We start from the raw sequence: 26,988 nt of genomic DNA on the forward strand, positions 1-26,988 counted from the left end.
GCTCAGGCGAAACGTCCCGCGTGCCGGGTGATCTCCAGGCCGAGTGGTCCGGTGTCGAGGGAGCCGTCCGCACCGGCCCGCCAGGGCCACCCCGCGGGCGCGTCGCCGAGCACCAGCAGCGCGTCCCCGCGCCGCAGGCCGTTCAGCGCCCCCGCCCGCCGCGGGAGCTGTGAGGCGTCCACGACGAACAGGTGCGGCGCCTCACCCTGGACGGCGATCCGGCTGCTGCCCTCGATCAGCCGGAAGATCTGGGTGACCTCGGACGCTCCGGGCTCCGGCGCTCCCGGGGCCGCCGACGCCACCCTGGCGAACGCTTCCTCCAGGCTGGCCGCGGTGTGCAGACGCGAGGTCCGCGGTGCGTCGCCGGGCATGAACCCGTCGCGGGCCAGGGATCCCACCAGGGTGACCTCGGCGAGCGCGCCCACCGGGCCGGCCAGCGCTTCGGCGACGACGGCCCGCGCCAGGCCGCGCACCTCGTCGTCCGGGCCCGACACGGAGACCGGACCCGCCGCCCGGGAGAGGTCGACCAGCACCCGGTCGGCGCCGTTCAGCCCCACGGTCACCGTCAGCGCGTACGGCAGGGCCGGTTCGCCCTCCGGGCCGGGGCGGTGCAGGTTGTCGGGCGAGATCGTCCAGCGCTCGCCGTCCGCCTCGGCGGTCCAGGGCGCGGGGGCGTTCTCCTCCGGGCCGGCCAGCAGCAGTCCGAGGCGTTCCTCGGAGTAGACGACGGCGTACAGGTCGGGCAGCGACCGGCCGGAGCGCAGGCATTCGCCCGTCAGGCGGCGCAGGCCGGCGTTGACCACGTCCAGCGCCTCCCGCCCCATGACGGCGGCCGAGGCGGTGGCGGGCTTCGGCGGGCGGGGCCGCCGCTCGGTGACGATCAGCGCGGCCACCGCCCCGATCAGCGCCAGCCCCAGCACCACGGCCAGGACGTACCAGATCATCTTCTGACTCCTTGTCGGGACGCCCCGGCGGCGGAGCCGGGACGGGTAAATGCGGGGGCGGCACCACGGCCAAGTCGCGGTGCGGTACCCGAAGGCCACTACGGCGCCCGTCCGCGGATGGTTCACGGATGTGGGACGGACGGGCCCGTGAACCATCCGCGGACCGGCGCCGTAGGTCCCCTCAGTGGCACGGGTGCCCTCGATCGGGGCCCCGCGGCTCCCCATTCACGCCGGCTGGAGGACGTTTCGTGTCGTTGATGTTGACCGTGGTCGAGGGGGACGGTGACGCGTTCGACGTCCACCTCGACGCCGACCCCGACACGCCCGTGGGGGCCGTCGCCCAGGCGCTGGCCGGGGCGGGCGGCGTCCACCGGCCACCGGAGGGCCTTGGCCTGTACGCCGGCGACCGGCTGCTGCCCGCCGATATGCGGCTGCGGGACGCGCCGCTGCGCCACGCGGCCGTCGTGGGCCTGGGCCGCCCGGCCGGTGCCGCGTCGGCCGAACCGGACGGGCTGGTGGAGATCCGCGCGGTCGGCGGGACCGGGGCGGGCACGGTGCACCGGCTCGACATCGGCGAGTACCGGATCGGACTGGCGCACGACGGGACCGCCCAGGTGCTGCGCGCCGTCCCGGACCGGCCGTGCGCCGTCCTGACGGTGGGCCCCGGGGGACGCTGCCGGGTGGCCCCCGACGCGTCGGCCGCGCCGGACGCCGGCCCCCCGCAACTGGACCGCGAAGAGCTTGCCGGGGCCACCGCCTGGCCGGCCGGCGCCCAGCTCCTGGTCGGCGGCTGCCTGCTCGAACTCGCCCTCCCGCAGCGGCCGGACGCGGCCGTGCAACTGTCGGAGGACGGCACCGGCTGGGACTACAACCGGCCGCCGCGGCTGCGGCCGGCCCAGAACGCCACCCGCTTCACCCTGCCCTCCCCGCCCGCGACGCCCGCCGCCCGGCCGCTCCCGTGGATCACCGCGGCCGCCCCGCTGGTGATGGCGGGGGTCGGGGCGCTGGCCTTCGGCCGGATGCAGATGCTGTTCTTCGGGCTGCTCTCCCCGGTCGTGATCGTCGGCAACTTCCTGATGAGCCGGCGCAACGGACGCCAGTCGCACTCCGACGAGGTCGCCGCCTACGAGGAGAAGAAGCGGCGCATCGAGGGCGACGCGGAGCAGGCCCTGACGGCCGAACGCACCGCCCGGCGCCGTGGCTTCCCTGACCCGGCCGAGGTCGTCCTGACCGCCGTCGGCCCCCGGCGCCGCCTGTGGGAGCGCCGTACCTCGGACGCCGACTTCCTGGAACTGCGCATCGGGACCGCCGACCTGCCCTCCGACGTGGTGCTGACGGACCCGACCAAGGACGAGCACCGCCGCCAGGACCCGTGGACCGCGTACGACGTCCCGGTGACCGTTCCGCTGCGCGAGCACGACGTCCTGGGCATCGCCGGCGAGGGCCCGGCCGCGCGCGCCGTGGCCCGGTGGGCGGTCGCCCAGGCCGCCGTCCTGCACAGCCCGCGTGACCTCCAGATCCACCTGCTGACGACCGGCGGCCCGGGCCGGGACGGCTGGTCCTGGCTGCGCTGGCTGCCGCATGTGCGCAAGAAGTCCGGCGACACCCCGGCGAGCATCGGCTACGGCACCGAGACCTGCGCCCGGCGGGTCGCCGAACTGACCACGCTGATCGCTGAGCGCGCCGGACGGGAGGACCGGCAGAGCCGGAGTGCCGGGCCCGATGTGCTGGTCGTCCTCGACGGGGCCCGCAGGCTCCGTTCGCTGCCCGGCGTGGCACAGATCCTGCGCGACGGGCCGTCCGTCGGCGTCCGCGCGGTCTGCCTGGACGCCGAGGAGCGGCTGCTGCCCGAGGAGTGCCACGCCGTCGTCGCCGAGGAGCCCGGCGGAACCGTCCGGGTGGGACGCTCCGGGCGGGGCACCGTCGGGGGCATCCGGCCCGACGTGGTGTCCCTGGACTGGTGCCGTTCGCTGGCGCGGGCGATGGGGCCGATGCGGGACCCGGGCGGGGACGACGAGGGGGCCGCGGTGCTCCCGGGCTCCGCGCGGCTGCTCGACGTCCTCGCCCTCGACCCGCCGCAGTCCGCCGGCATCCGGGCGCGCTGGACGGCCGGGGGCCGCTCGACCCGGGCGGCCGTCGGCGTCTCCCTGGACGGGCCGTTCTATCTGGACCTGAAGCGCGACGGCCCGCACGGGCTGGTCGCCGGCACCACCGGCTCCGGCAAGTCCGAACTCCTCCAGACGCTGGTCGCCTCGCTCGCGGTGGCGAACCGTCCGGACGCGATGACCTTTGTGCTCGTCGACTACAAGGGCGGCTCCGCGTTCAAGGACTGTGTGGACCTGCCGCACACCGTCGGCATGGTCACCGACCTCGATGCCCACCTCGTCGAGCGGGCGCTGGTGTCGCTGACGGCGGAACTCACCCGGCGCGAGCACATCCTCGCCGCGGCCGGCGCCAAGGACATCGAGGACTACATCGACCTGCTGGAGCGCGAGCCGGCGGCCGGCCGCACCCCGATGCCCCGGCTGCTGATCGTCATCGACGAGTTCGCCTCGATGGTGCGCGACCTGCCGGACTTCGTGAAGGGCCTGGTCAACATCGCGCAGCGGGGCCGCAGCCTCGGCATCCACCTGATCCTGGCGACGCAGCGCCCCAGCGGCGTCGTCTCCTCGGAGATCCGCGCCAACACCAACCTGCGCATCGCGCTGCGGGTGACGGACGCCGGCGAGAGCCAGGACGTCCTCAACTCCGGTGAGGCCGCCAGTATTTCGCAGAGCACCCCCGGCCGCGCCTATGTGCGCCTCGGCCAGAACTCCCTGGTGCCGTTCCAGTCGGGGCGGGTCGGCGGCCGGCGGCCCGGGGCCGCGGCGGCCTCGCTGCCGACGCCCTGGGCGGTGGCGGTCGGCTGGGAACGGCTCGGCGAGCCGCTGCCGGCGCGGCCGCGCGCCGCTGCCGCGCCCGCCGAGGTGGAGACCGACCTCACCGGCCTCGTCGAGGCGATCCGCGCCGCGGACCGCGAGATGGGCATTCCGGCGCAGCACAGCCCCTGGCTGCCGCCGCTGCCCGAGGTCCTCGTCACCGGCGAACTTCCCCCTCCCCCACCCTCGGACTATGACCTGGCGCCCGTCGCGTACGGCGTCGTGGACCTGCCCGCACAACAGGCCCGGCAGGCCCTGGTGATCGACCCGGCGACGCTCGGGCACCTGCACCTCATCGGCTCGCCCCGGCAGGGCAGGTCCCAGACGCTGCGCACCATCGCCGGCGTCACGGCCCTCGCCCACTCCGCCGACAAGCTGCACATGTACGGCATCGACTGCGGCAACGGCGCGCTGCTGCCCATCGAGGGCCTGCCGCACTGCGGGGCCATCACCCAGCGCACCCAACCCGACCGGGTGGCCCGGCTGCTCGCCCGGCTGACGGCGGAGCTGGGCCGACGTCAGGAGATGCTCGCCGCGCGCGGCAGCGCCGACCTGGCGGAGCTGCGCCGCGCTCTGCCGGAGTCCGAACGGCCGCCGCACATCCTGCTGTTCATCGACCGCTGGGAGGTCTTCGACAAGCAGCTGGGCGAGTACGACTCCGGGAACCTGCTGAACGCCGTGCTGACCCTGCTCCGGGACGGCGCGAGCGTCGGCATCCACCTGGTGATGACCGGTGACCGGGCGCTGTTCTCCAGCCGGGTCAACGGCTCCACCGAGGACAAGCTCGTACTCAAGCTGAACGAGAAGTCCGAGTACGGGCAGATCGGCATCACCCAGCGCAACGTGCCGGACGAGATCCCGCCGGGCCGCGCCTTCCGTGCCGCCGACAAGGCGGAGGTGCAGATCGCGCTTCTCACGCAGAACCCGGAGGGCCAGGCGCAGGCCGCGGCGCTCCAGCAGATCGCCGAGAAGTGCCGGCAGCGGGCGGCTCAGCTGCCGGCCGCCACCCGGCCGTTCCGCGTCGACACCCTGCCGGACCGGCTCACCTGGGAGCAGGCGATGCAGTACGTGCCGCGGCCGCTTACGTCCGCACGGTGGGCCCTGTCCGGTGTCGGCGGCGACGAACTCACCGCGGTCGGACCCGACTTCTCCATCACGCCGACGTTCCTCGTCTCCGGGCCCGCCCGCTCCGGGCGCAGCACCGTCCTGGCGACGCTGGCCATGTCGCTGCTCTCGGTCAGGACACCCATCGTCATCGGCGCGCCGGCCAGGTCGCCGCTGCGCCGGCTCGCCGGACGGCCCGGGGTCCTCGCGGTGTTCGACGAGGCCGACATCGACCCCACGGCCCTTGAGCAGGCGCTGGCCTCCGCGCCGAAGGGCGCCGTGGTGATCCTGGACGACGCCGACCTGTTGCTGAAGTCGAAGGCGGAGTCCGTCCTCACGCCGATCGCCAAGTCCGGTGCCGAGACCGGCCGGGGCCTGGTGATCGCCGGGCAGACCGACCGGCTCTCCTCCGGCTTCTCCGGCTGGCACACCGAGGCCCGCCGCAACCGCTGCGGTCTGCTGCTGAAGCCGCAGAACATGAGCGACGGCGAACTGATCGGCGTCAAGGTGCCCCGCAGCCGGCTGGGCGCGTCCCGCCCGGGCCGGGCGATCCTGCACCTGGGCGACGGGGTGCTGCGGACGGTTCAGGTCCCGGAGACGGTCCTGCCGAAGCCCGGCAGCTGACCCGACGGGGACGGCATGCGCGAGGGCCCCGCACCGGCTTCGGCCGGTGCGGGGCCCTCGCGCTGTGTGCGGGCCGGTGCGCGGGTGCGGGCGCCCGTGCACGGGCCCCGGTCAGGGAGTGCCGGGCAGGTAGCTGTCGTCGTGCACCGGCGGGGTGGTGTGACCGGTGTAGGCCAGCGGCCCGTAGCCCAGGCCGACCACGCCCAGGGCGAAGCCGGCCACGTCCGTGCGGGTCCAGGCGTGGGTGAGGCCCCGCAGGCCGTCCAGGGTCGGCAGCCTTAGGGACGACGCGGGGAACCGGAAGCCGTTCGCCAGGACGTTCTGCAGCACCGAGCTCACCGCACCGGCCGGGTTCCGCGCCGCCTTGGCGAGGAACGCGAGATCGTCGATCTTGGATCCGATCCCCTTCACCGCGTTGACGATGTCGGTGGGGAGCTTCTTGAAGTCCTTGCCGGAGATCCAGATGTTCCTGGGGACCTTCCCCGCGGCCTCGGGAATCTTCTTGAACTCGCCCCGGAACTGGTTGAACCCGCTGCTGATCTTGCTGATGCCGCCGCGCGCCCCGCCCACCTTGACCGCGGACGTGACCGACTTGGCGATCGAACCGACGCCCTTGAGAACGGCGCCGCCGCCGAGGAACAGCCCGATGCTGCTCAGCACGATGCCGAGGACGTTGAACTCGCCCTTCTCCGCGCTCATGGACATGTTGATCCCGAACGCCGTCGCGCCGGTGACGAAGCCGGCGATGGACAGGGCGAGTCCGACGCCCTGCAGACCGGGCACCAGCATGGCCAGCACGCCCAGCACCCCGCTGATGATGCCCAGGGCGAGGCTGAACGCCTTCTTGATCTTGTCCCAGAGGCTGTAGCCCTCGACAGACTCCTCCTTGGCGTCGTCCAGCGCACGGGCCGCGACGGAGGCCTCCTCCTCGCGCACCTGCCGCGCGTCCTCGGCGAGCGCCCGGGCGGCGTCCAGATCCCCCTGCGCGTCGTCGGAGTGCCGCTGCGCCGAGGACTGCTCGGCGCGCGCCTCGTCCAGCGCGCGGCGGGTGCTCGCACGGGCCTCGTGGTCGTCCGGCGGATGGTGCGCGGCGTCCAGCCGGCCGATGTCCGCGCCGGCGGCCTTCACCACCTCGGTGGCCGACTTCAGCCGCCCCTTGGCCTCCCGGCCGTCCTCCAGCGCCTTGTCGGCCTTGTGCTGCACGTCGAGCAGCGAGTGCGCGTACGTGTCGAGCGCACCGGCCGCCTGGTCATAGGAGCTGTGCAGCTTGCGGACCTGCTCGGTCAGATCACCGAGCTTGTCCCGGAGCTTGTCCATGGACTTGCCCTCGCCGGCCTGGTTGTCCTCCAGCCCGGAGAGCAGGGGCAGGGCGTCCCCCGCGTCGTCGGCCACCGAGCGGTAGCTGCGCGCGAGTCTGCCGAGCAGCTCCGCATCGCCCGGGGTCGGATCGTCCGAGAACCCGAACACGTCCTCCCAGTCGGACACCGGCGGACGCGTCATGGACGTCACCTCACTTTCCGTCAGTCACGGGGGCATGCCCCGGACGCATCCGGTCACACGTGCTCGTGGATCTGCCGTCAGGAATCGTCCGCGTCCGCGTTCACGAATTCCCAGACGTGCTCCTGAACCTCGACTGCGGAATCCATCACTTCCTGCTGTGCTGCGGAATCAAACTCAGAAGCAATTTCGACGAGCGAAGGGAACAAGCTGATCAATGTGCGTGCGAGGGTGCGAGGGATTTCATCCTGGTCCTGAAGCTCTTCGGTCAGGCCGTCCAGCACGCCAAGGAAGTCGGACAGCTTCTGTGACGGAACCTGCTGGAGATCCCGGGTTTCACGGAGAACGCTGTCCCACCTGTCGGCCAGTGAGAGCACTTCGGCCGGCAGGATCACCTCGTCTTCGACTCGCTGCTTCTTCACCGTCGACAGCGCCAGCCCCTGGAGTTCGCGGGCCGCACGGCCGATCGCCGAGCGCGCAGGCTCAGGGTACGCATAAGACACTCCATTGAGTGCCGCGTACACATCCACGAGTTCGGCCAGCGCCTCCCTGGGAATCAGGGAACGCCCGTCCCATTCCTGTTCGCACTGTCGGAGTACGCTGGATGCTTTTTCCAGTGCTTCCTCGTCAAGGCCCTCGTTGGACCGAAGAGGCAACGTGAGCGAGTCCAGAGCTTCGGTCAGCTCGTCCGCCGTGTCAGAGTCAGTCATCATTCTCCAGGCTTCCTGAACCAGGTTATTGCTTCCGCGGGCACGCGCCCCTCAAGCAGGATTTCCTGCGAAGCTATGGCGTACTTGAGCGGCCTGCCTCGCGGCTTGATTCCAGCGGCCTTACGTCCCGCATCCGTTGTGAGGTCGTAGACCTTGCCATCGTACTTGGAGAGGTCGATTCTAACGGCGCCGTATATATTCTTCCACTTCTCAAGTACTTCCAGGCTATTCGTCGTGGAAATGAACTGTGATTTGGCGGACGGGTGACTTCCGTTCATGACGTGCCCCGCCGGCTTGTAGTTGCCGTTCGGGTTCTTCGCCACCAGCCCCCTGCTGGGATCATCATGCTCGTTCAGATTCCTGTAGACGACGCAAGGAGCCAGTCCGAGGGGGTCGCATACCTGGAAAGGATCGTTCACATACCCGTAGGGGTTCGGGTCCGGCACGAGCCCCAGCGGGTCAGGTGATGTGTACCGCCCGACGTCTGCGTCGTAGTGCCGGTGAACGTTGTAGTGAAGACCGGTTTCGGGGTCGGCGTACTGGCCGGGGAAGCGCAGCGGCGTGTAGGCGGTGGCGTCGCGATTCCAGGCCGTGGAGCCCCACACGGTTGCCCGCGTGTGCCAGGCGATCTCACCCGATTCGCCGACGAGTTCGGTGGGAGTGCCGACGAGGTCGGTGACCATCGCGAAGAAGCGGACGTCGACCTCGTCCTGCGGCAGCGCCTGCCCGTCGGCCGCGGTCAGCCGGCGCTCGTACTGCGTCAGCGGCCGCTGGTCCTCGTAGTCCCAGGTGACGGTGACGCCCGTGCGTGAGGTGGACTCCTCCGCCAGGCGCGCGCCGTCCCAGCTGAAGAAGACCGCCTCGACCGGCGCGCCGTCGTCCCCCATGCGGTACTTCGCCGTGCGGCGGCCCAGCGGGTCGTAGGTATAGGTCCAGCGGGTGCCGTCGGGAGTGGTGCAGGCGGTCAGCCGGTCCTCGGCGTCCCACTCGTAGCGCCAGGTGTCCGGCTTCTTCGAGAGCCGCGCCTTCTGACGCAGCGTCATGCGCCCGGCGGCGTCGTGCTCGTAGCGGACACCACCCGCGGAGAGGAGTCGCGTGCCCTGGTAGGTGCGCTCGCCGCGCGCGCCGTCGTCGTCGGCCCGCCGGCCGGGCCAGTCGCCCGCAGTCTGGTTACCGGCGGCGTCGTAGGCGTAAGCCTCCGACCAGCCTTCCGCCGTCACCGCGAGCGGACGCCCCACGGGGTCGAGGTCCATGCGGCGGGTCCGGCCGGTGACCTCCTCGGTGATCGCGGTGAGGTGGCTGTCAGGGCGGTAGCCGTAGGAGCGGCCGCGGCGCAGCTCGTGACCGGAGGTCAGGTGCTGGCGGGCGAGCCGGCCCAGGGAGTCGTAGGCGGTGGAGAGCCGGACGTCCGCGCCGAAGAACCGTTCGGTCTCCCGTCCCAATTCGTCGCGTACAAAGGTCAGTTGGTGTCCGTCGGTGGACACGCCGGTCGTGTTGCCGGCGGCGTCATAGGTGTAGGTGGAGGTGGCGCCGGTGGGGGTGGTGCGAGAGACGAGCTGTCCGGCGGGGTCGTAGCCGTAGCGCATGGTGCGGCCGTCGACGGTCTCCGACAGCAGCCGGCCACCGGCGTCGTAGGCCATTTCCAGCGTCGCCCCTGGCCCTTCGGCGCGGATCATGCGTCCGTCCGCGTCGTGGGTGTAGCGGGTGACGGCACCGGCGGCGTCCTTGGCGGTGACCCGTCCCAGCACGTCCCGCTCGAGGCGGATCTCCTCACCCAGCGGGGTTGAATGGGCCGTCAGCTGACCGGACGCGTCGTAGGCGTAGCTGAAGCGGCGGTCGTCGAAGTCCGACTCCGTGGTGACCCGCCCTGCGCTGTCGTGCGTGTAGTCCCAGGTCAGCCCCTGAGGATTGGTGACGCTTGTGAGGCGCAGTTCGGCGTCGTAGGCGAAGGCGTACGTGACGCCGTCGGGTGTGGTGCGCTCGGCCAGCAGGTCGAAGTGCGTGTAGCACATGGCGGTCGTGCCGCCGCCCGGGTCGGTATGGGAGAGGCAGTTGCCCTCCCCGTCCCACCGCCACTCCTCGACGCTGCCGTCCGCGGCCGTACGCCGGGACAGCAGGCCCTCGACCGTCCACTCCAGCCCGGTGACTGCGCCCAGGGCATCGGTCACCGTCACCGGACGGCCGAACGCGTCCCGGACACACGTCGTCCCGACGTCCGAGGGGTCTTCTCCCCGGCCGGAGGCCGGCGACGGGCCCACGACGCGCACCGGCAGGCCCGCGGGGTCGGTGTCGACGCGGGTCCCGGTGCCGTCCGGCCAGGTGAGGGTGGCGACGGCGCCGGTGGGAGCGTAGGTGTAACGGGTGACGGCGTCGTCGGGGCCGGTGACGGCGGTGCGGTTGCCGCGGGCGTCGTACTCCTGCCGCCAGGTCGTCCCGCCCGGCAGCACGATCTCGGTGGGCTGGTGCAGGGAGTTGTAGGTGGCCTCGGTGCGGCTGCCGTCGGGGTGCTCGACGACGGTGAGGTCGCCCCCTACGCCCCACTCGTAGCGGGTGGTGTTGCCCAGTGCGTCGGTGTGGGCGAGGAGGTTGTCGTAGCGGTCCCACTCGGAGGCGGTGGTGTTGCCGAGGGGGTCGGTTTCGCCGATGACCTGGTAGAGGTCGTTGAGCTGGTAGACGGTGGTGGCGCCGCAGGCGTCGGTGTAGTGGGTGCGCTGCTCGGCCGGGTCGTAGCTCCACTGCGAGGAGAGGTAGCCGTCGGGGCCGATGGTCTCGGTGACGCGGTGGTGCTCGTCGTAGACGTACCGGTACGTGGAGTTGTTCCGGTCGGTCCAGGAGGTGATGCGGGAGTGCTCGTCGTAGCCGAACACCAGCGCCTTGCCGGAGGAGTTGACGATGTGGCTGAGGTTGCCGTCCGTGTCGCGCTGGTAGGACATCACCTCCACCGGGCCCTCGGGCGTGACCACGGAGGCGTCCAGCAGCAGGCCGGCGACGCAGTTCAGCTCCACGCGGTAGCCGCCGGAGTGGACCATCGCCGTCGGGGAGCCGTCCGCCTCCCGCTCGATCCGCACCTCGTTGTCGTTGCGGTCGTGCCGGCGGACCAGCCAGTGCACGCGGGTCTCGTCGTCGGCGCCGTCCGTGGCGCGGTCCGCGAAGTGGTGGACGAGGCCGGTGCCCGGCTCGCGGACGACGTAGGCGATCCCGCCCTCAGTCGTCTCCTCGGCTGCCAGCGGCAGGCGGGGGCCTTCGTCGGGCCACACCAGGTCGTCCACCGAGCCGGCCTCGGGGAGCCGCGGGTAGGTCAGGATCGACCCGTCCTCCCGCGCCCACCACGCCCGGCCCCGGTCGTCGACCTCGAGGCGCTCGTCCAGGGTGGAGGCCCAGGAGGGGCCGAAGAACTGCCCGTAGCGGTAGGTCGACAGATGCGTCCGCGCGAGAGCCATCGGCAGCACGCCCGGGAGTTCCAGGTCGGTCTGCGTCAGCAGCATCTCGCCGGTGGCCACGTCGACCGGGTCGGTCGCGCACTTCTTGCGGATTCCCTCCCGGCCGACGGAACGGGCGGCGCCGGACCCGATGTTCTTCATCGTGCCGGGCTTGAGGCCCTTGAGCGCCGAGCCGACGCTTCCGAGCCCCTTGAGCAGCGCGCCGCCGCCCGCGACGATGCCGACGACGCCCAGAACGATCTCGCCGATGTCCCAGTCGCCTGTCTCGGCCATGATCGACATATTGATGCCCAGTGACGCCGCACCGGCCACGACGGCACCGATCGTCAGGGCGATGCCGAGCCCCTGCAGTCCGGGGACCAGCAGTGCCAGTACGCCCAGGACGGCGCTGATGATGGCGAGGGCCTTGCTGAACGCCTTCTTGATCTTGTCCCAGAGGCTGTAGCCGGCGACGGACTCGTCCCTCGCGTCGTCCAGTTTCTGGGCGGCGGTGGCGGCGTCCTCCTCGCGGACCTGGCGGGCGTCCTCGGCGAGCATGCGGGCCGCGTCCAGGTCGGCCTGGGCGTCGTCGGCCCGCGCCTGGGCCCCCGACTGCTTGCTGTGGGCCTCGTCGAGGGCGCGACGGGTGCTGGCCCGGGCTTCCTTGTCGTCCGGCGGGTGCTTCTCGCCGTCGAGGTGGCTGATGTCGGCGCCGGCCGCCTTGACGACGTCGGTGGCCGATTCGAGCCGGTCCTTGGCCTCGCGGCCCTTCTCCAGGGCGTTGTCGGCGTTGCGCTGCTGGTCGCGCAGCGAGTGCACGTACGTGTCCAGGGCGCCGGCTGCCTGGTCGTAGGAACTGTGCAGCTTGCGGACCTGGTTGGCCAGGTCGCCCAGCTTGTCCCGGAGTTTGTCCATCGTCTTGCCCTCGCCGACCTGGTTGCCCTCCAGGCCGGAGACGAGGGGCAGGGCATCGCCCGCGTTGTCCGCTACGGAACGGTACTGGCGGGCCAGGTCTCCGAGCATGTCCGCATCACCCGGGGTCGGGTCGTCCGAGAACCCGAAGACGTCTTCCCAATCGGACACCGCTGGACGGGCCATGGCCGCTACCTCACTTTTCCTGTTCTGTTTCGCCCACGGGGCTTCCCTCGGCGGCTCCCGCCGCCGGACCTGCCGCGTCGGTCGTGTCGGCCTGGCCGTCGAAGCGGAGCGACTCCGCGATCGCGTCGAAGACCTCGTAGAACTGCTCCGCCAGATCCACGTTGGGAGTGGAGCTGGCGATCACCAGGTAGTCGTGGGTGTGGGGCACCGGGACGAGGGTGTGCCGCACCGCGGTGGGAACCCGCTTCCCCTGGTAGTCCACGTCCTCGATGCGGGAGATCCGCCCGGCCGCCCCGGCATGCGGCAGTTCCACCAACTCCACCTCGCCGGCCGGCAGTCCGGTGCCTTCCGCCTCGGTGCCGAGCTGCACGCCGGCGGCCATGACGAGGTCCGCCAGATCCTCCGACTGCTCCTCCGGAACGGAGATCCGGAGCACCACTGTGGTGGCGCTGAGCACCAGAGGACCGCTGCCCGCGCGCAGGATCCTGATCATTCCCGAGGCCCGCAGCGCACCCTGCGCGTACGCCTCGCGGGCGGTGCGCCGGGTGTCGCGGATCAGCCCGTCCACCTGCTCGCGGGTGAGCTGGGGGGCCTTCTCCACCTGTGCCTCGATGCGGCGGCGGATCGACGCGTCCCGCGTGCTCGGGTCGAGGTCGAGATGCCACCACGAATCGGGGAACCTCAGGCTGTATTCCGCGGGCGCGGCCGCCTCCGGCTGCTCCGTGGTCGGTTCCGTCATGGCGCTTTTCCCTTCGGCGCGACGTTCCTCCGTCACGCGTCCTGCTTGTCTTCGTCCAGCGATTTGACGGTCTCGTCGTCGGTCTGCGTGAAGTTCTCGGCGATCGTGTCCGTGTTGTCGGCGAACGTCTTCACGTTGTCGTGAACCCGCTCGTGACCTGCCACCCACGCCTTGTCGAACGCGTCGAGGGCGTCCGCGAGCGTGCTGTCGCCGGCCAGACTCTTGAAGTCCCCCGCGCCGCCGGTGGCGTGGTAGAGCGTCGCGGAGTTCCCGATCAGATCCCCGATGTTCTGGAGCTCCTTGACGGTGTCCTTCAGGTCCTGCACAGGCACGCTGATGTTGCCCATCGGTGTCTCCTCTCCTGCTCCGGCCGTCCGGCCCCGCCCTCACGGGGAGGGCGGGGCCGGACTGTGCGGGGCACGTCAGCCGATGGAGCCGGCCGTCTGGTCGTCGGTGTCGACGAACGCGTCGGCGACCTGCTTGATGAACTCGCTGACGCCCTGCAGACCTTCGATGGCCTTCTCGGTGCCGTTCTTGTACTCCTCCCAGTACGGGCGGAACTTGCTCTCCGAGCCGGGCGTCGCGTAGGCCGCCTCGACCATCTCGTCCATCTTGGTGTTGGCCTCGTGGAGGCTCTGCTGCATCAGTTCCTTCTGGTTCTGAAGCCAGGTCGACGCCTCCCGCATCTCGTCCGGGCTGATCTTGATGTTGCCGCCGGCCATGCCGATTCCTTCCCTCGCTGCGTATCGCCGCGGCCCGCTGGGGCCGCACACACGGGGCTGTACGGGGCAACTTCCGGGGCGGTTCACGGCTGTTGCGGAACGGTGACGAAAGCCGGGCGGAGCGCTGCACCAGCCGGCCGGAGCGCTGCATTCGTCGCGCCCGCCGTCCGCGGACGACGCGCCGGCCGGCAGGGTGCGCTCGCGGCGCGTGCCTGATCTGACGTCCCGCTCCGGCCAACGAAAAAGGCCCAGGTCGCTGACCTGGGCCTCAACTGGGGTGCGGGTGACGGGATGCGAATGCGGGATCGGAGCTTGAGCGGGAGGGGCGCTTTCCGCGCTTCGGGCAGGGCCGGGACCGGGCTGCCGAAGAGGACCGGCTCAGGCAGCCGGCAGCCGGTACTTCAACCGGGAAGCGTTCAGGGGCGGGCAGGCGCGGCCCCGGACCCAGGCGGCGCCGGCAGCGACGGCGACGAGCATGGCGACCGGCGCGATCAAGACAGTGACGATGACCTGGAAGTACGAAAACGCGTAATCCCCGAAGAAGTTGATCCCGGTGCCCAGCAGGGCCGCTGCAAGGAGAATGAGGGGAAGGGCCTTGGTCAGGGCCCGCATGGTCACGTCGTGTGCGGGGTCGTGTTGGCGCCGGAGCTCCGCGGCCACGGTGGACCGGATCCAGAAGAACGCGGCAAGCAGGCATACGGCCCAGCCCACCCACATCAAAGGAGTGCCGGGATTGGGGTAGTGGTGCACCTCCCACACCGGCGGTCCGTGCAGCTGCGTGGTCATGGCTTCACTGTCGCGGTCGAGGAGACCACCGGGCATTCCTGCCCACCAGAGGACGACGGCGACAACGGCAGGTACGGCGGCGCCCCTGACCGCCGCGAGGGCGGTCTCCTTCAGGCGCGGGCCGGTAGGCAGCAGACCGCGTTCGGCCGCCCAGGAGGTGGCGAGCGCGTCGAGGTCACCGCCGATGTAGTCGGTGACCGACCGGCCGTCGGAGGCGGCGGCGGTCAGATCCGCCGCCAGCTCCTCCGCCATCTCATCGGCCGCGTCCTGCTCGATTCCGAGGCGGCGCCACGTCTTCGTGGCCTGGTGTATCGCGTCCTCGACCGTCAGCGTCATGATTCCTCCCGCGTCGTCTGGCTGATGATGGAGCCGATGCTCGTGGCGAATTCGTTCCAGTCACGGCCCCACGACCGGAGCATCTGCAGGCCCGCTTCGCTGGGGCTGTAGTAGGTACGGGCAGGCCCCCCGTCCCCGCTGCGGCGTTCGACCTCGACCAGCTCGCGTTTACGCAGGCGCGCCAGCGCCGGGTAGATCGAGCCGTCCGCGACGTCGAGCCCGGCCTCGGCGAGCCGGACGGTCATCTCGTAGCCGTAGACCGGCGCCTCCGCCATCAAGGCCAACAGGCACATGTCCAGCACCCCTCGTAGCCACTGGGCGCGGGGGGTGGGTGCTTCCTCCATGGCCGGTACCTTACACAGCAAGAGTCATGCACTGCAAGATAGTCATCCATGCCTCGGCCCGTGGACGCGCCGGGCGCCTGCCCGGCGCGCCCACGGTGCGGGGTTCACCGCCCGGGGCGCGGGTCGCGGAGGACGCGGGGGCTTACGGGTGGTACTTCTCCTCGACCGTCTCGGCGGCGCCGGACTTACGGTCGATGGTGACGCGGACGGTCACGCTGCCGGTCTTCGCGGCCTTCTCCAGCTGGTCCAAGGTGCACTTCGAGGTGCCGTAGCCGTCCCCGCCGATGGTCACGCTGCCCCCGTCCTTGGAGCAGATCGCGGCCGCGCCGAGGACAGTGGTGTCGTTGGCGACGAAGAACGCCTGGTCCATGCCACCGCCCTCGGGCTTGACGATCAGCTTGCCGGGCGCGAGGTACTCCAGCTTGCCGACGATCGTGCGGTGGTTGCCCGCCTGGGCATGGCCACCCCCGCCGGAGCCGGACCCGCTGCCCGACTTGGAGGCGGACGACGCCGTGGCGGACGTGCCGCCGTTCTGCCCCTGCGCCTGCGAGCCGGACTGTCCCGGCGCCTGCGAGCCGGACTGGCCCGAAGAGGATCCGCCCGCGGACTGGGCCGGGGGCGAGGCCTGCTGCGAGCCGGCCGCGGCCGAGGAAGAGCCCGAGGACCCGGCGGCGCCCGCCGCCTTGGTGCCCTCCCCGCACGCCGTGGCCCCCAGACCCAGCGCCGCCGCGACGACGATGGCGGTGGCAATACGGCGACCGGCGCGGCCGCGGAAGCGGTTGGTGGTGGTGGCGGCGTTCATCATGACTCCTGTTGCTCTGTTTTCTCGTCCTGCGTCTGAACCACCATCAGCTTCCAAGATCGGGTTGGCGTTTCGCTAACGGGGGGCTAATGCGCTGCGAGGGGGTGCCGTGGGGGCGTGCTGCGGGGCTTGCGGCGAGGGCTTGCCGCCGAGGAGGTGTCAGCTATTGATGGAGACCGGGCGGTCAAGTGCGTCAGGGCCGGGGGGATGCCAGTAGCCGGCCGGTAGCGGCGAGGCATCGGCAGGGGTGGCGGCGAGGCGGGCAACGGGCATGACGCGCTCGTCACTTGGGTGACTTCCGCCCCTGCGGTCGCAGCCGGTCGCAACCGGTCGTCAGCCGGTCGTCGAGTCGGCGTCCGCAGCCGGTGTCGGGGCGTCTTCCCGGGTGCCTTCCGGGGAACGGGCGGCCGTGCGGGCGAGGTTGTCCTCGAGGCGTTGCAGGGCGTGCAGGGTTTCGGACTGCTGGGCAGGGGTGAGGTCGCCGGTGGAGGCGCCTTCGAGTTCGGCCCAGATGCGTTCGACCTCGCGGCGCAGCGCTTGGCTGGCGGCGGTCGGTTCGATGATGACGGCGCGCTTGTCGTCGGGGCAGGGGCGGCGGCGCACGAAGCCGGCATTCTCCAGGCGCTTGATGCTGCGGGTCATGGTGGCGGCATCGGAGTCGACCAGGCGCACGAGGTCGGTCTGCCGCTGGGGGCCGAGTTCCCACAGATGCATCATGACCAGCTCCTGGCCGAGGTGGAGGCCGAGGGGGCGCAGCAGCTGTCCGGCGATCATGCGGTGCAGACGGGCCACCCGGAAGATCGCGTGGCTGACCGGCCCCGCCTGGGCGACAGCGGGCACCGGTACCGAGGAGGTGGCCGGCGCCGCCTGCTGCGGCCGGTTCGGCGTGTCCCGCTGGTCTGTCCGATTGGTTGTCCGGCTCATCAAGTGCATCCTTTCCCGGCTGAACTTTGCCGGACAGTAATCCGGCTCACAGCTCGCCGGATGCAGCCAGGATAGCGACCCTCCGCGCCTCGTGGTGCCCTTGGGTTCAGCGGGTTGTTGTCACATGTCAACGAGCGGTTTCCGGGTGTGCGGGCCGGCGGGTGACGCAGTTCACGCACGGGGTCGGAATGGGTTCGGAGGGTTTTACTTGTTCGGCTAGGTAATGGTTTGCTGAGCCTCGCATGCCGAGGGAGCGCCGCCAGTCCGGTGGCCTCCCGCCCCTACCGAAGGAGTGATCATGACGACCGCATTCGACCCGATCGAGCTGGGCGGCAAGCGCCTGGCCAACCGCGTGGCGATGGCGCCGATGACCCGCAGCCGCGCCTACGGGCCGGGGGCCGGTGCGACGGAGCTGATGGCGGCCTACTACGCCCAGCGGGCAAGCGCCGGCCTGATCGTCACCGAGGGCGTCCAGCCGTCGGTGGTCGGCCAGGGTTACCCCGACACCCCGGGCCTGCACTCCGCCGAGCAGGTCGCCGCCTGGCGGCAGGTGACCGACGCGGTCCACCGCGAGGGCGGGGTGATCTTCGCGCAGCTGATGCACACGGGCCGGATCGGCCACCCCAGCCTGCTGCCCGACGGCCTGATCCCGGTGGGCCCCTCCGCCGTCGCCGCGAAGGGCCAGGTGTACACCCACCAGGGCCCCCAGGACTTCGTCACACCGAAGGAGCTGGAGCACGACGAGATCGTGCGGACGATCGCCGACTTCGCCGACGCGGCGCGCAACGCCGTCGCCGCCGGCTTCGACGGGGTGGAGCTCCACGGGGCGAACGGCTACCTGATCCACCAGTTCCTCGCCCCCAACGCCAATCAGCGCACCGACGGTTGGGGAGGCGACACCGCGGGCCGGGTGCGCTTCGCCGTCGAGGTCACCCGCGCCGTCGCGGACGCGATCGGCGCCCACCGGACCGGCATCCGTATCTCCCCCGGAACCCCCTTCAACGACATCGCCGAGACGGACCCGTCGGACCTGGACGCGACCTACACGGCCCTGGTGTCCGCTCTCGCCCCGCTGGACCTGGCCTATCTGCACGTGCTCGAAGGCCCCGACCAGAGTCTGACCGGGCGCCTGCGCAAGGACTGGCCCGGCACGTTCGTCCTCAACCCGTTCACGCACCCCGAGCCCACCGGCCACGACTCCCTCGGCCTGATCGAGAACGGTGCCGCGGACATGCTCGCCTTCGGTGCGCTGTTCCTGGCCAACCCCGACCTGCCCCGCCGTCTCGCGTCCGGCGGCCCGTACAACGAGCCCGACCGCACCACCTTCTACGGCGGCGACGAGCGCGGCTACACCGACTACCCGGCCCTGCCCGCCTGACCGGTCGCGGCAAGGTTCATCCGGTCGCGACAAGGGCCGCCGGCGACCACAACGCGGCCGGGCCACCGGCCACCACAACCCGGGGCCGGAGCACGGCGCACCGGCCCGCCCCGGGGTACGCGTCCCATGCCGGCCCGCCCTGGGGCAGGCCACCCGTGCCGGCCACCGCTGGGACGCCCGCGCCGCCCCTGGGACGCCCGCGTCGGCCCAGTGGCGCCCGGGTCGGCCCAGGGACACCCGCGCCGACCCGCCCCGGGCATGTCCGCCCCGGGCACGCCCGCCCCGGACCCCGGCCCCACCCTCCGAAACCCACCCCTCCGTTCCCCCTCCCCCGAAGGACCCGCCATGACCGCCGCCGCCCCCGCCTCCGCCCGCAGGCTCCAACACGCCTTCTACGGCGACCCCGAGGTACTGGAACTGGCCGAAGTGCCGCTCCCCGAACCCGGCCCCGGCCAGGTCCGCGTCCGCATCCACGCCGCCGGCGCCAACGCCCTGGACTCCAAGAAGCGCCGCGGCCTGTTCGCCCCCGGCCAGGAGGCTCCCGCCGAGCCCCAGACCCTGGGTCTGGAGATGGCCGGTGTCATCGACGCGCTCGGCCCCGGTGTCACGCAGTGGAGCACCGGCCAGGCGGTGCTGGGACTCACCGTCCGGCACGACGCCGCCGCCACCCACGCCCTGGCCGACGCCGGCAACATCGTCGCCAAGCCCGACAGCCTCACCTTCGAGCAGGCCGCCGCCCTGCCGGTCGCCACCGAGACCGCGTACCGCACCCTGCGCCGGCTCGGCGTGGTCGCAGGACAGACCCTGCTGGTCCACGCCGCAGCGGGCGGCGTCGGCCTCATGGCCGTCCAGCTCGCCCGCGCCTTGGGCGCCACCGTCATCGGCACCGCCGGCGAGGCCAACCACCCCTTCCTCCGGGACCTCGGCGCCACCCCCGTCACCTACGGCGACGGCCTGGCCGAACGGATCCGCGCCGCCGCCCCGCAGGGCATCGACGCCGTCCTCGACGCCTCGGGACGCGGCGTCCTGCCGCTGTCCGTCGAACTGACCGGAAGCCCGGACAAGGTCCTCACCATCGCCGACCTCGACGCCGCCCGGCACGGCGTGCGCTTCTCCCGCGAGATGCTGCCCCTGCCGCAGGTCATGGACGACGTCCTGCCCATGATCGAGGACGGCCGTCTGCAGATGCCGCTCGAAGCGGTCTTCCCGCTGGAGAAGGCGGCCGACGCCTATCACCGCCTGGACGAGGGCCACCTGCGCGGCAAGATCGTCCTCACCGCCCGGACTCCCCTCGCCCCTGAGGCGCGGCCCCGGGCGTGACCCCGGGCGTGACCCCGGGTGTGACCCCGGGTGTGACCCGGCGATGACGGGCCCGGCAGACCGGCCGGGCCCGTCCGCCACCGGCCTCGTCCGTCACCGACCCCGTCCGCCACCGACCCGCCAGGGTCCGACTCGCCGGTTCCGACCTGCCGAGGTCGTCGAAACCACCACCTCCCATGTCGCCGTGGCCAGGGCCTTCATTCCCCGGCTCGACGCCGCCGGAAGCTACACACTCGTCACCGGTTTCGCCGCCCGCGAGCCCTACCCGAAGGCGGGAATCATCAGCATGCACGGAGCGGCCGTGCTGATGATGCGGGAGGCACTGAGCGCCGAGCTGCGAGGACGGCGCCGCGCCAACAACCTCCTGCTCGGGCCGGTCATCAACCGGAGCCGTCCGAAGGGCGACCCCTCGTGGCTCACCGCCGACCAGGTGGGAGAGGCCGCCGTGGCAGTGGCTCTCGACCCCTCCGTCCGGGACGAGAGCATCCGCCTCGGCACCGTGGAGGAGCTGAAGAAGGAACTGGCCCGCATGCGTGGGACAGCCGCCCGGCCATGATCACGGCGACGGCCGGGCCTGCGTAGCGTCCGCGACCAGGTGCCACGGAACCCCTCCGGTGCAGTGGGAGGGCGAGGAAGGAAACGAGCAGCAGACACACCGTCACGTCTCGTACTGTGAACGAGAAGTACGAATCAGACCGTCTGGTGAGGGGTCCGCGCACGCCGCGGGCCCCTGTTCTCTGATCACCTGGAGACTCTGCGTGCCCCTGGAGATATCCCATTGCTGGTTCGCGTACCGGCGCAAGAGCGTGTTCTCCGACTTCCACTACAGCCTGCGCGCGGGAAGTACGGTGCTCCTGGGGCCCAATGGAGCCGGCAAATCGACGCTGCTGTCCCTGGCCGCGTCCGTCCGGCGCCCTCATCAGGGCACCATCACCTACCGGGGCATGCCCGCCACGAGCCGCGACTATCGGCGCAAGGTCGCCTGGATGCCGCAGCACATCACCGCCATGTCCGGTCTGACCGCTCGCGAGCAAGTAGCTTTCGTCGGCTGGACCAAGGGCATGAACCGAAGCGATGCATGGAGCCGAGCCGCTGCCGCACTGCAGCAGGTCGACCTCGCCGACAAGCAGGACGTGAAGACCACCACGCTCTCCGGTGGCCAACTGCGCCGCGTCGGCGTCGCACAGGCGCTGGTGCACGACGCGGACGTGCTCCTGCTCGACGAACCCACCGCAGGCATGGACCCCAGGCAACGCCGTGTCTTCCGTGACGTCCTGGCCCGGCTTCCCGCACATGTCGCGGTCCTGCTCTCGACGCACGATGTGGCCGATCTCGCCGAGGAGTCGGACAACGTCACCGTCCTGGACGGCGGAAAGCTCACCTACAACGGAGACACCGGCGGGTTCCTGGCTCACGCCCCCCACGACACCGCGCCGGCGCGCAGAGCGGAAGCCGCCTACAGCATGCTGTCGGGCGGTGAGTGATGCACGTGAAGACGCTGTTGCGTACGTCCGGTGCCACGTTCCTCGCCGCGCCGGTGCTGGTCTTCACCATCTTCGTGGCCTGTTCCGGTTCCAGTGAGAGCCTTGCCGCATTCGACAACAGACACGCGCCGACGGTCTCGGCGGCCGCCTACCAGGCGCTGATATTCGCCGCGGCGGCCGCGGCGGGCTGCGGCGCCTGGGAAGCCGGCAGGCTGCGGCAGAGCGGCATCTGGGACATGGGCCCCTGGCGCAGCAGGTACCGGATCGCCGCGCAGCGGTTGATCCTGCCCGCAGCGCTGGGCGTCGTGGTCATGGCGGTGATGACCGTGACGCGTTTCGTGCAGGCGTCGGTCGTCCCGGACGGGGCATCCGTGCCGGCGGTCGTGACCGGACTGCTGCTGCCCGTGCCGTACGCGGTGATCGGTTTCGCGATCGGGAACGTGTCCCGTTCCCCCGCGGTCTGCGCGCCGCTGGTGATGGCCGGGACCTGGTTCTTCATCGGCTACGCCGGAAACAGCTCGGCCGACCTCCCCGGCACGCTCTGGCTGCGGCACGCCACGGCCTACACCCTGAGGCCGCCGGAGATCGACCAGGCCGTATCGCCCCTGGCCCTGCTGGTCCCCGTGGTGTTCACCTGCACGCTCGCGGGTGCGGTGATGATGCTGTGGGGCCCGTGGCGGTCAGCGGTCCGGATCACCCTTGCCGCGCTGCTGGCTCTCGCGGGAATCGCCACCTCCTGGGCGGTGGCGTCGAGTTGGGGGTACCGCACACCGATGACCTCTTCCCCCATGGCGGAGAAATGCCGGAGGGGCACCGCCGTCACCGTGTGCGTGCCCGAGCTGTACCAGGACACGCTGCCGAGGGTTCAGGCGACAGCAGGATCGGTCGTGGAGCGCTTGCACGGTGCGGGAGTGCCGGCGCCACGGAAGATCACGTACGCACGCTTCGACGCCACCGCGGGGCCCGGCGTCTGGCACCTCTGGTTCCTGCCCCGGACCGGCACGGACGAGCTTGCCCGAAGCGTGGCGCACGCTCCGCTCGACGACGCGGAGTGGTCGTGCCTGGGCCGTCAGGACTTCCGGCAGGCCGATGCGCTGGATCTGTGGCTGCGCGCGACTGCCGGCCTCGATGTGCGCGGTGCTTCGTTTCCACACGAGACGGTCGCCGCCGTGGAGAAGGTCAGGAAGCTGCCGGTACGACAGCAGGCGGCGTGGTTCAGTGCTGCGCAAGCCCGGTCCCGTAGCTGTGGAAAGGCCGGCTGATGTACTGGTGGATCAAGGCGCGACGCGCCCACCTCGGTATTCCATCGGGGCTCGTCGTCTTCGCCCTGCTCGTATGGCTCTTCCGCGACCGGCTCGCGGCCATGCCGTCGCTGGCGGGCGGCAACGAGGTACAGCTGATGCTCTTCGCGCCTTTGGTGGTCTGCGCCGCGATCATTGCGGTGCTCTCCGCTCGGGTGGGCGATGTCGAGCAGGCGGGAATCCGCCCGTTCCGCAGGATGGAAGCCACCCTGGTCACCCTCGTGGTGCTGGCCGCGGTCGGCATCGGCTATGCGTTCTCCTGGTCCCTCGGCTCGGGCGCGGCAGGCGCCGTCGGCCGGAACACCGCCCTGCTCACAGGCCTCATGCTCATGTCCCGGCCCCTGCTCGGCGAGCGATCGCTGGTGGTTCCCCTCGGCTGGATCCTGCTGGTCGTGGTCGAGGGCTACGACGGCCTCGGACACCCCCGTGCCTGGGCGCTGCTCCCCGAACCGGGCACCCATCTCCCCGCACTCGCGGTGACCGCGGCGGTGTTCGTCTCCGGGGTGTTCCTGTCCGCACGCCTGCCCTCACGCGGGAAGAGCTGAGGACGAGCTTCCGCCGTACCGGGCACGCCGGGCAGGCCGGGCAGGCCGGGCAGGCCGGGCGCACCGGGCTCAGCGGGCACGCCGGGCTCAGCGGCTTTGGATACGTCCACGCAGGTCCGGCCGGCCGGTCGGCTGGCCGCTCCGCCCTGCCCCGCCCGCCCTGCCCCGCCCGGCCGCGACACCGCCCGGCCGCGACACCGCCCGGTGAGGACGGACAGCGCTCCTCATCGAGGTAGGCCGCCGCAAGCTGATCGGCGGCCAGGAAGACGTGATCACCGACATCGCCCTCGCCCTCGACCTCGCGGCGGCCCGCACTCCTGCCTGACGCGAAAGAACCGGTTCTCAGAAGTCGTAGGGCTTCTTGGTGTTCCAGTTCAGCACGTCGGCCTCGTTCCAGCTGAACTGCGGCTTGGCGCCGGTGAGGTCGACGGAGTAGGTGGGGCCGGTGTGACCGTCCGCGCCGCGCAGCGCGAGGGCGAACGACTGCGCCGTCTGGTGCTTCGAGCCGTAGTCGAAGAGGTTCACGGCGCTGTATGCCTTGCCGCCGGGCTGGAGCGTGAGGTGCGCGCCGCCGCCGGGGTTGTCCTTCTTCGAGTGCGGCAGCGCGATGCCCTCGGCGTCGCCGAGCTTCACGGCCGGGTAGGAGGTGACCCAGCAGGGCTTGGTGCCCTTGTTCGTCGCGGTGATCAGCAGGTGGTCGCCCTGCTGCCCGGCGAACCGGTGCACCGCGGTGAGCAGCATCTCGTCGCCGCGGCACTGCCCGTCGCCGGCCGTTTGGCCCTTGCCCGCGACCTGGCCCGTCCCGCCCGAGGCGGTCGTCGAGCGCGCACCGCCCTTGGTGTTGCCGCCGCCGTTGGCCTGCTCAGTGCCGCCCGTACCGCCCCCGCCGGACGCGGACTGGCTCTGCGCGCTGGCGGCGGCGTTGTCGCCGCCGGCCGCCTTCGCGCCGCCGTCGGCGCCACCGCAGGCGGTCAGGCCCAGCGCCAGCGCGGCGGTGACAGCGGCCAGGGCGGCGGTACGAATCCGGGAAGTACGCATGATCGGGTTCCCCCTGCATCTCGTGCGGGAGTTGCTTTGGCCGTTCCCGCGGTGTGAACACCACTCTTCCCGGGGCCACTGACGTTCCGTGAACGCCTCACTCACGTCCCACTAACAAGCCGCGCGCGAACGGGTGAGGCCGACTCGTGGGCATGCCCCCCGAGCTGACGACCGACCGTCGTTCGCCCGGCAACACCACGTCGCACGCGGGCAGGGCGCCTCAGGTGACGTGCACGCATGACATCTGTCCTGCCTGACCGGTGACAGCCGGGCCTGCCGACGCCTCGCCATCGCGCGAAGAATGGGTTGTGCCTGAGAGGAACGAGACCATGAACATGCGGACGGCGGCGTCGGACGGCTGGTCGTTGATCAGTTCCTGGCCCGCAGCGTGTCGCAATCGGGGCTGGGGAGCCACCAGTTGGCGTTCGGGAGGCGGTGCCAGTGGTGGGTCCGGGCGTAGGTGTGGATGAGTTCCAGGGCTCGGTTGACGGCGGGGTGCGCGGCGGTGGTGTTCCAGACGGCGTGCCAGGCGTAGAGCGGGACGGGGTCGCTCAGGGGCCGGACGGTGAGGCCGTCGGGGAGGTGCGCGGAGGTGCGGCCGAAGGCCGGGTGGCGCAGGGCTTGGACGGCGGCCAGCGCGGAGGTGCGGCCGTGACCGCGTACGCGTGTCGCCACCTTCAGGCCGAAGGCAGCGACGGCTTGGTCGACCCAGTCGTGCCACTCGGAGGACTCGTCCGCCGCGTGGATCAGGAGCGGGTGATCGGCGAGGGCGGCGAGGGGGACCTCGTCCCGGTCGGCGAGGGGGTGGCCGGTGGGGAGGATGACGCCGATGGGGTCCAGGCCCACGGGCATGGTGGCGAGGGCCGCCCCGAGGGGACGGCCGAGGCCGAAGGGCCGGCCGAAGGCGACGTCGAGGTCGCCGGTGAGGAGGCGGGGCAGCGCTGCGGCCATGCCGTGACTCTGCAGCACCTCGAACGGCAGGTCGGGGGCCTGGGTGCGCAGGTGATGGATCAGGAGCGTGGAGGGCAGGCCCTCGGCGACGACGTCGATGCGCAGGGGTGTGCAGGTGTGGGTGATCTCGTCGACCAGGCGCTCGGCGTCGACGAGGAGGCGTCGGCCGCGTTCGGCGAAGGCCTCGCCGGCGGGGGTGAGGGCGACGTGGCGGCGGTCGCGGGTGAACAGCGGGACGCCGAGTCGTTTCTCCAGGGTTCTGATCTGGGCGGAGAGGGTCTGCTGGGCGATGGTGAGCCGGCCCGCGGCCCGGCCGAAGTGGAGTTCGTCGGCCAGGGTGACGGCATAGCGCACCTGGCGCAGGTCGAGGTCCACAAATCCCCACCGTAACAGCCTGAGGCTGTCACGTGTCCGATGAAGGGTGTTGGACCGGCGGCATGCTGTGGTTGTTGACTCATGGAGTGAAGGGCGCCAGAGGGGCGCAAACCGAAGGTGTCATCCGGCCTTTGATCGCTGCATCAAAGGCCGGCGACGTGGCGAGCCAGTGGCCGCGCGTACCTGCCGGCTCCGCGAGGTGCGGTGCGCGGTCGGGCTGCGTCGCCGCCGCGCCCGGCACGGCTGTTGCAGGGCGAGGCCGCTCGCCGGCCCGACCGCCACACCACCCACACCACACCACACGACCCCACCCCCACCCCCACCCCCACCCCCAACTCACCCACCGGACGGGGCGCTTGGCGTGTGCCGGCGCCCGATGGAGAAGTGACGCTATGTTCGCGAAGCACGTTCAGGGCCGGATCTCCCGCCAGGCCCATGCCCGGGTGCCGCAGGGCACCTTCGAGGAGCACCACGGCCGTCAGGGGTTCGAGGGTGACGTCTCCCAGCTCTACCACGCCCACCCGACCACGGACTGGCTGCGCGTGGAGGGGCCGATCCGGCCACGGGGCGTCCAGCTCAGCGACGTTCCCGCCGCCGATGAGCACGACGAGCGCGCCCTGCCGACGCTGCTGATGTTCAACGAGGACATCAGGGTCTCGGTGTCGAAGCGGACGGCGCCGATGCCGTACTACTTCCGCAACACCGACGGTGACACCCTGCTGCTGGTCCAGTCGGGCAGCGGCGCCCTCGTCACCGACTACGGCACCCTCGCGTACGGGCCGCTGGAGTACCTGGTGATCCCCAGGGGCACCAACTACCGGATCGTCCCCGACCGCGGCCCCGACCCCGGCGCCGAGCGGCACCTCACCTACGTGGTGGAGACGCGGGAGCCGATCACGCTTCCCGAACGGGGGATGCTGGGGCACTTCCTGCCCTTCGACCGCGGTGTCCTCGACGTCCCCAGGCTCGACGCCGGCATCACCGTCCCCTCCGCACAGAACCCGGCCGGCGAGTGGGAGGTGCTCGTCCAGCGCGCGGGCGAACTGTCCTCGATCTTCTACGCCTTCGACCCCGCCGACGTGGAAGGCTGGACCGGCACCCTGGCCCCCTTCCGGCTGCGCCTGGCCGACCTCCGCCCGCTCGCCTGTGAGCGCCTCGAACTGCCGCCGGTGGCAAACGCCACCTTCCAGGCCGGGCAGAACTGGTTCGTCACCATGGCCCCTCGGCCCACCCAGACCGCGGACGACGCGGACAAGGCACAGCCGGCCCATCGCAACGTCGACTACGACGAGCTGTTGGTCTTCCTCGGCAGCGGTACCGGTACCGGCGACGGCGAGGGCGACGGCGACGGCGACGGTGGCGGTGGCGGTGGCCAGGCCGGTCCGCCGGCAGGGCTGGCGAGCGTCACGCCGGCCGGTATGAACCACGGCCCCAACCAGGCCCGCCACGCCAACCCGCGCACCCGGCTGCCGTTCTACGTGTGGAACGTCGACACCGTCCGCCCCCTGCGCTACACCGAAGCCTTCGAAGCCGTAGAGATCCCCGACTTCACCCGCCACGAGAGCTACCGCGGCTGACTCGGCTGACCCCGGCCTGCCCCGTCGCCCCCCGCCCGCGTCCCCTTCCGCC

The 26,988-nt window shown here is 71.6% G+C and carries 21 protein-coding genes and 1 pseudogene; 9 read left to right on the top strand and 13 right to left on the bottom strand.

Annotated features, from left to right (window positions below; genetic code table 11):
• Nucleotides 1-2: 2 nt before the first annotated feature.
• Complete coding sequence (locus tag D9V36_RS23230; protein WP_129295480.1) at nt 3-944, bottom strand: hypothetical protein; 942 nt, start codon at nt 942-944, stop codon at nt 3-5.
• 257 nt (nt 945-1,201) lie between these two features.
• On the opposite strand from D9V36_RS23230, the gene D9V36_RS23235 reads away from it, so the two are divergent.
• Nucleotides 1,202-5,590 (top strand): FtsK/SpoIIIE domain-containing protein, encoded by a 4,389-nt coding sequence (locus D9V36_RS23235; protein ID WP_129298624.1) that lies wholly within the window; start codon nt 1,202-1,204, stop codon nt 5,588-5,590.
• Between the two features lie 111 nt (nt 5,591-5,701).
• Here the strand turns inward: D9V36_RS23235 and D9V36_RS23240 are convergent, their stop codons facing one another.
• The 10 genes from D9V36_RS23240 to D9V36_RS23285 form a co-directional block, all read right to left on the bottom strand.
• A complete protein-coding gene (locus tag D9V36_RS23240; protein WP_129295481.1) occupies nt 5,702-7,090 on the bottom strand; it encodes a DUF308 domain-containing protein in 1,389 nt (462 codons plus the stop codon).
• A 77-nt stretch (nt 7,091-7,167) separates the two neighbouring features.
• On the bottom strand, nt 7,168-7,800 hold the full coding sequence (locus D9V36_RS23245; protein ID WP_129295482.1) for a hypothetical protein: 633 nt from the start codon (nt 7,798-7,800) through the stop codon (nt 7,168-7,170).
• The gene (locus D9V36_RS23250; RefSeq protein ID WP_129295483.1) at nt 7,797-12,314 is read right to left on the bottom strand and encodes a DUF6531 domain-containing protein; all 4,518 of its coding nucleotides are present in this window, start codon (nt 12,312-12,314) and stop codon (nt 7,797-7,799) included. Before D9V36_RS23250 ends, D9V36_RS23245 begins: the two co-directional genes overlap by 4 nt.
• A gap of 10 nt (nt 12,315-12,324) precedes the next feature.
• Complete coding sequence (locus D9V36_RS23255; RefSeq protein WP_129295484.1) at nt 12,325-13,053, bottom strand: hypothetical protein; 729 nt, start codon at nt 13,051-13,053, stop codon at nt 12,325-12,327.
• A 32-nt stretch (nt 13,054-13,085) separates the two neighbouring features.
• Complete coding sequence (locus tag D9V36_RS23260) at nt 13,086-13,400, bottom strand: hypothetical protein (protein WP_129295485.1); 315 nt, start codon at nt 13,398-13,400, stop codon at nt 13,086-13,088.
• A 75-nt stretch (nt 13,401-13,475) separates the two neighbouring features.
• Nucleotides 13,476-13,775 carry a WXG100 family type VII secretion target gene (locus D9V36_RS23265; protein WP_033268020.1) on the bottom strand — a complete coding sequence of 100 codons (300 nt, stop codon included), beginning with the start codon at nt 13,773-13,775 and terminating at the stop codon, nt 13,476-13,478.
• Between the two features lie 378 nt (nt 13,776-14,153).
• Complete coding sequence (locus D9V36_RS23270; RefSeq protein WP_129295486.1) at nt 14,154-14,897, bottom strand: hypothetical protein; 744 nt, start codon at nt 14,895-14,897, stop codon at nt 14,154-14,156.
• On the bottom strand, nt 14,894-15,241 hold the full coding sequence (locus tag D9V36_RS23275; RefSeq protein WP_129295487.1) for a PadR family transcriptional regulator: 348 nt from the start codon (nt 15,239-15,241) through the stop codon (nt 14,894-14,896). The genes D9V36_RS23270 and D9V36_RS23275 overlap by 4 nt, the downstream gene beginning before the upstream one ends.
• A gap of 142 nt (nt 15,242-15,383) precedes the next feature.
• Nucleotides 15,384-16,046, bottom strand: a complete 663-nt coding sequence (locus D9V36_RS23280) for a hypothetical protein (RefSeq protein WP_347239728.1) — start codon at nt 16,044-16,046, stop codon at nt 15,384-15,386.
• Nucleotides 16,047-16,376: 330 nt separating this feature from the next.
• A complete protein-coding gene (locus tag D9V36_RS23285) occupies nt 16,377-16,883 on the bottom strand; it encodes a MarR family winged helix-turn-helix transcriptional regulator (protein WP_129298626.1) in 507 nt (168 codons plus the stop codon).
• A 382-nt stretch (nt 16,884-17,265) separates the two neighbouring features.
• Here D9V36_RS23285 and D9V36_RS23290 point away from each other — a divergent pair, with 382 nt between their 5' ends.
• From D9V36_RS23290 to D9V36_RS23320, 7 genes and pseudogenes are all read left to right on the top strand, one after another.
• On the top strand, nt 17,266-18,345 hold the full coding sequence (locus D9V36_RS23290) for an alkene reductase (RefSeq protein ID WP_129295488.1): 1,080 nt from the start codon (nt 17,266-17,268) through the stop codon (nt 18,343-18,345).
• A gap of 345 nt (nt 18,346-18,690) precedes the next feature.
• Nucleotides 18,691-19,665, top strand: coding sequence for an NADP-dependent oxidoreductase (locus D9V36_RS23295; RefSeq protein ID WP_129295489.1), 975 nt, complete (start codon nt 18,691-18,693; stop codon nt 19,663-19,665).
• A 184-nt stretch (nt 19,666-19,849) separates the two neighbouring features.
• Complete coding sequence (locus D9V36_RS23300; protein ID WP_129295490.1) at nt 19,850-20,221, top strand: hypothetical protein; 372 nt, start codon at nt 19,850-19,852, stop codon at nt 20,219-20,221.
• Between the two features lie 202 nt (nt 20,222-20,423).
• The gene (locus D9V36_RS23305; protein ID WP_129295491.1) at nt 20,424-21,149 is read left to right on the top strand and encodes an ATP-binding cassette domain-containing protein; all 726 of its coding nucleotides are present in this window, start codon (nt 20,424-20,426) and stop codon (nt 21,147-21,149) included.
• On the top strand, nt 21,149-22,411 hold the full coding sequence (locus D9V36_RS23310) for a DUF7224 domain-containing protein (protein ID WP_129295492.1): 1,263 nt from the start codon (nt 21,149-21,151) through the stop codon (nt 22,409-22,411). The genes D9V36_RS23305 and D9V36_RS23310 overlap by 1 nt, the downstream gene beginning before the upstream one ends.
• Nucleotides 22,411-22,995, top strand: a complete 585-nt coding sequence (locus D9V36_RS23315; protein WP_129295493.1) for a hypothetical protein — start codon at nt 22,411-22,413, stop codon at nt 22,993-22,995. The genes D9V36_RS23310 and D9V36_RS23315 overlap by 1 nt, the downstream gene beginning before the upstream one ends.
• Nucleotides 22,996-23,212: 217 nt before the next feature.
• Nucleotides 23,213-23,320, top strand: a pseudogene (locus D9V36_RS23320) (hypothetical protein); the annotation flags it as partial.
• 17 nt (nt 23,321-23,337) lie between these two features.
• Here D9V36_RS23320 and D9V36_RS23325 read toward each other — a convergent pair.
• Nucleotides 23,338-24,033 (bottom strand): DUF4232 domain-containing protein, encoded by a 696-nt coding sequence (locus tag D9V36_RS23325; protein WP_129295494.1) that lies wholly within the window; start codon nt 24,031-24,033, stop codon nt 23,338-23,340.
• A gap of 369 nt (nt 24,034-24,402) precedes the next feature.
• Complete coding sequence (locus D9V36_RS23330) at nt 24,403-25,359, bottom strand: LysR family transcriptional regulator (RefSeq protein ID WP_129295495.1); 957 nt, start codon at nt 25,357-25,359, stop codon at nt 24,403-24,405.
• 392 nt (nt 25,360-25,751) lie between these two features.
• Here D9V36_RS23330 and D9V36_RS23340 point away from each other — a divergent pair, with 392 nt between their 5' ends.
• Nucleotides 25,752-26,936 carry a homogentisate 1,2-dioxygenase gene (locus D9V36_RS23340; RefSeq protein ID WP_129295497.1) on the top strand — a complete coding sequence of 395 codons (1,185 nt, stop codon included), beginning with the start codon at nt 25,752-25,754 and terminating at the stop codon, nt 26,934-26,936.
• The last annotated feature ends 52 nt before the right edge of the window (nt 26,937-26,988 follow it).

Source organism: Streptomyces lydicus (genome assembly GCF_004125265.1).
Taxonomy (GTDB): Bacteria; Actinomycetota; Actinomycetes; order Streptomycetales; family Streptomycetaceae; genus Streptomyces; species Streptomyces lydicus_C.

Coding starts and splice junctions, on each gene's coding strand:
- D9V36_RS23230 (WP_129295480.1), bottom strand. CDS start 944: ATGATCTGGTACGTCCTGGCCGTGGTGCTGGGGCTGGCGCTGATCGGG.
- D9V36_RS23235 (WP_129298624.1), top strand. CDS start 1,202: ATGTTGACCGTGGTCGAGGGGGACGGTGACGCGTTCGACGTCCACCTC.
- D9V36_RS23240 (WP_129295481.1), bottom strand. CDS start 7,090: ATGACGCGTCCGCCGGTGTCCGACTGGGAGGACGTGTTCGGGTTCTCG.
- D9V36_RS23245 (WP_129295482.1), bottom strand. CDS start 7,800: ATGATGACTGACTCTGACACGGCGGACGAGCTGACCGAAGCTCTGGAC.
- D9V36_RS23250 (WP_129295483.1), bottom strand. CDS start 12,314: ATGGCCCGTCCAGCGGTGTCCGATTGGGAAGACGTCTTCGGGTTCTCG.
- D9V36_RS23255 (WP_129295484.1), bottom strand. CDS start 13,053: ATGACGGAACCGACCACGGAGCAGCCGGAGGCGGCCGCGCCCGCGGAA.
- D9V36_RS23260 (WP_129295485.1), bottom strand. CDS start 13,400: ATGGGCAACATCAGCGTGCCTGTGCAGGACCTGAAGGACACCGTCAAG.
- D9V36_RS23265 (WP_033268020.1), bottom strand. CDS start 13,775: ATGGCCGGCGGCAACATCAAGATCAGCCCGGACGAGATGCGGGAGGCG.
- D9V36_RS23270 (WP_129295486.1), bottom strand. CDS start 14,897: ATGACGCTGACGGTCGAGGACGCGATACACCAGGCCACGAAGACGTGG.
- D9V36_RS23275 (WP_129295487.1), bottom strand. CDS start 15,241: ATGGAGGAAGCACCCACCCCCCGCGCCCAGTGGCTACGAGGGGTGCTG.
- D9V36_RS23280 (WP_347239728.1), bottom strand. CDS start 16,046: ATGATGAACGCCGCCACCACCACCAACCGCTTCCGCGGCCGCGCCGGT.
- D9V36_RS23290 (WP_129295488.1), top strand. CDS start 17,266: ATGACGACCGCATTCGACCCGATCGAGCTGGGCGGCAAGCGCCTGGCC.
- D9V36_RS23295 (WP_129295489.1), top strand. CDS start 18,691: ATGACCGCCGCCGCCCCCGCCTCCGCCCGCAGGCTCCAACACGCCTTC.
- D9V36_RS23310 (WP_129295492.1), top strand. CDS start 21,149: ATGCACGTGAAGACGCTGTTGCGTACGTCCGGTGCCACGTTCCTCGCC.
- D9V36_RS23315 (WP_129295493.1), top strand. CDS start 22,411: ATGTACTGGTGGATCAAGGCGCGACGCGCCCACCTCGGTATTCCATCG.
- D9V36_RS23325 (WP_129295494.1), bottom strand. CDS start 24,033: ATGCGTACTTCCCGGATTCGTACCGCCGCCCTGGCCGCTGTCACCGCC.
- D9V36_RS23340 (WP_129295497.1), top strand. CDS start 25,752: ATGTTCGCGAAGCACGTTCAGGGCCGGATCTCCCGCCAGGCCCATGCC.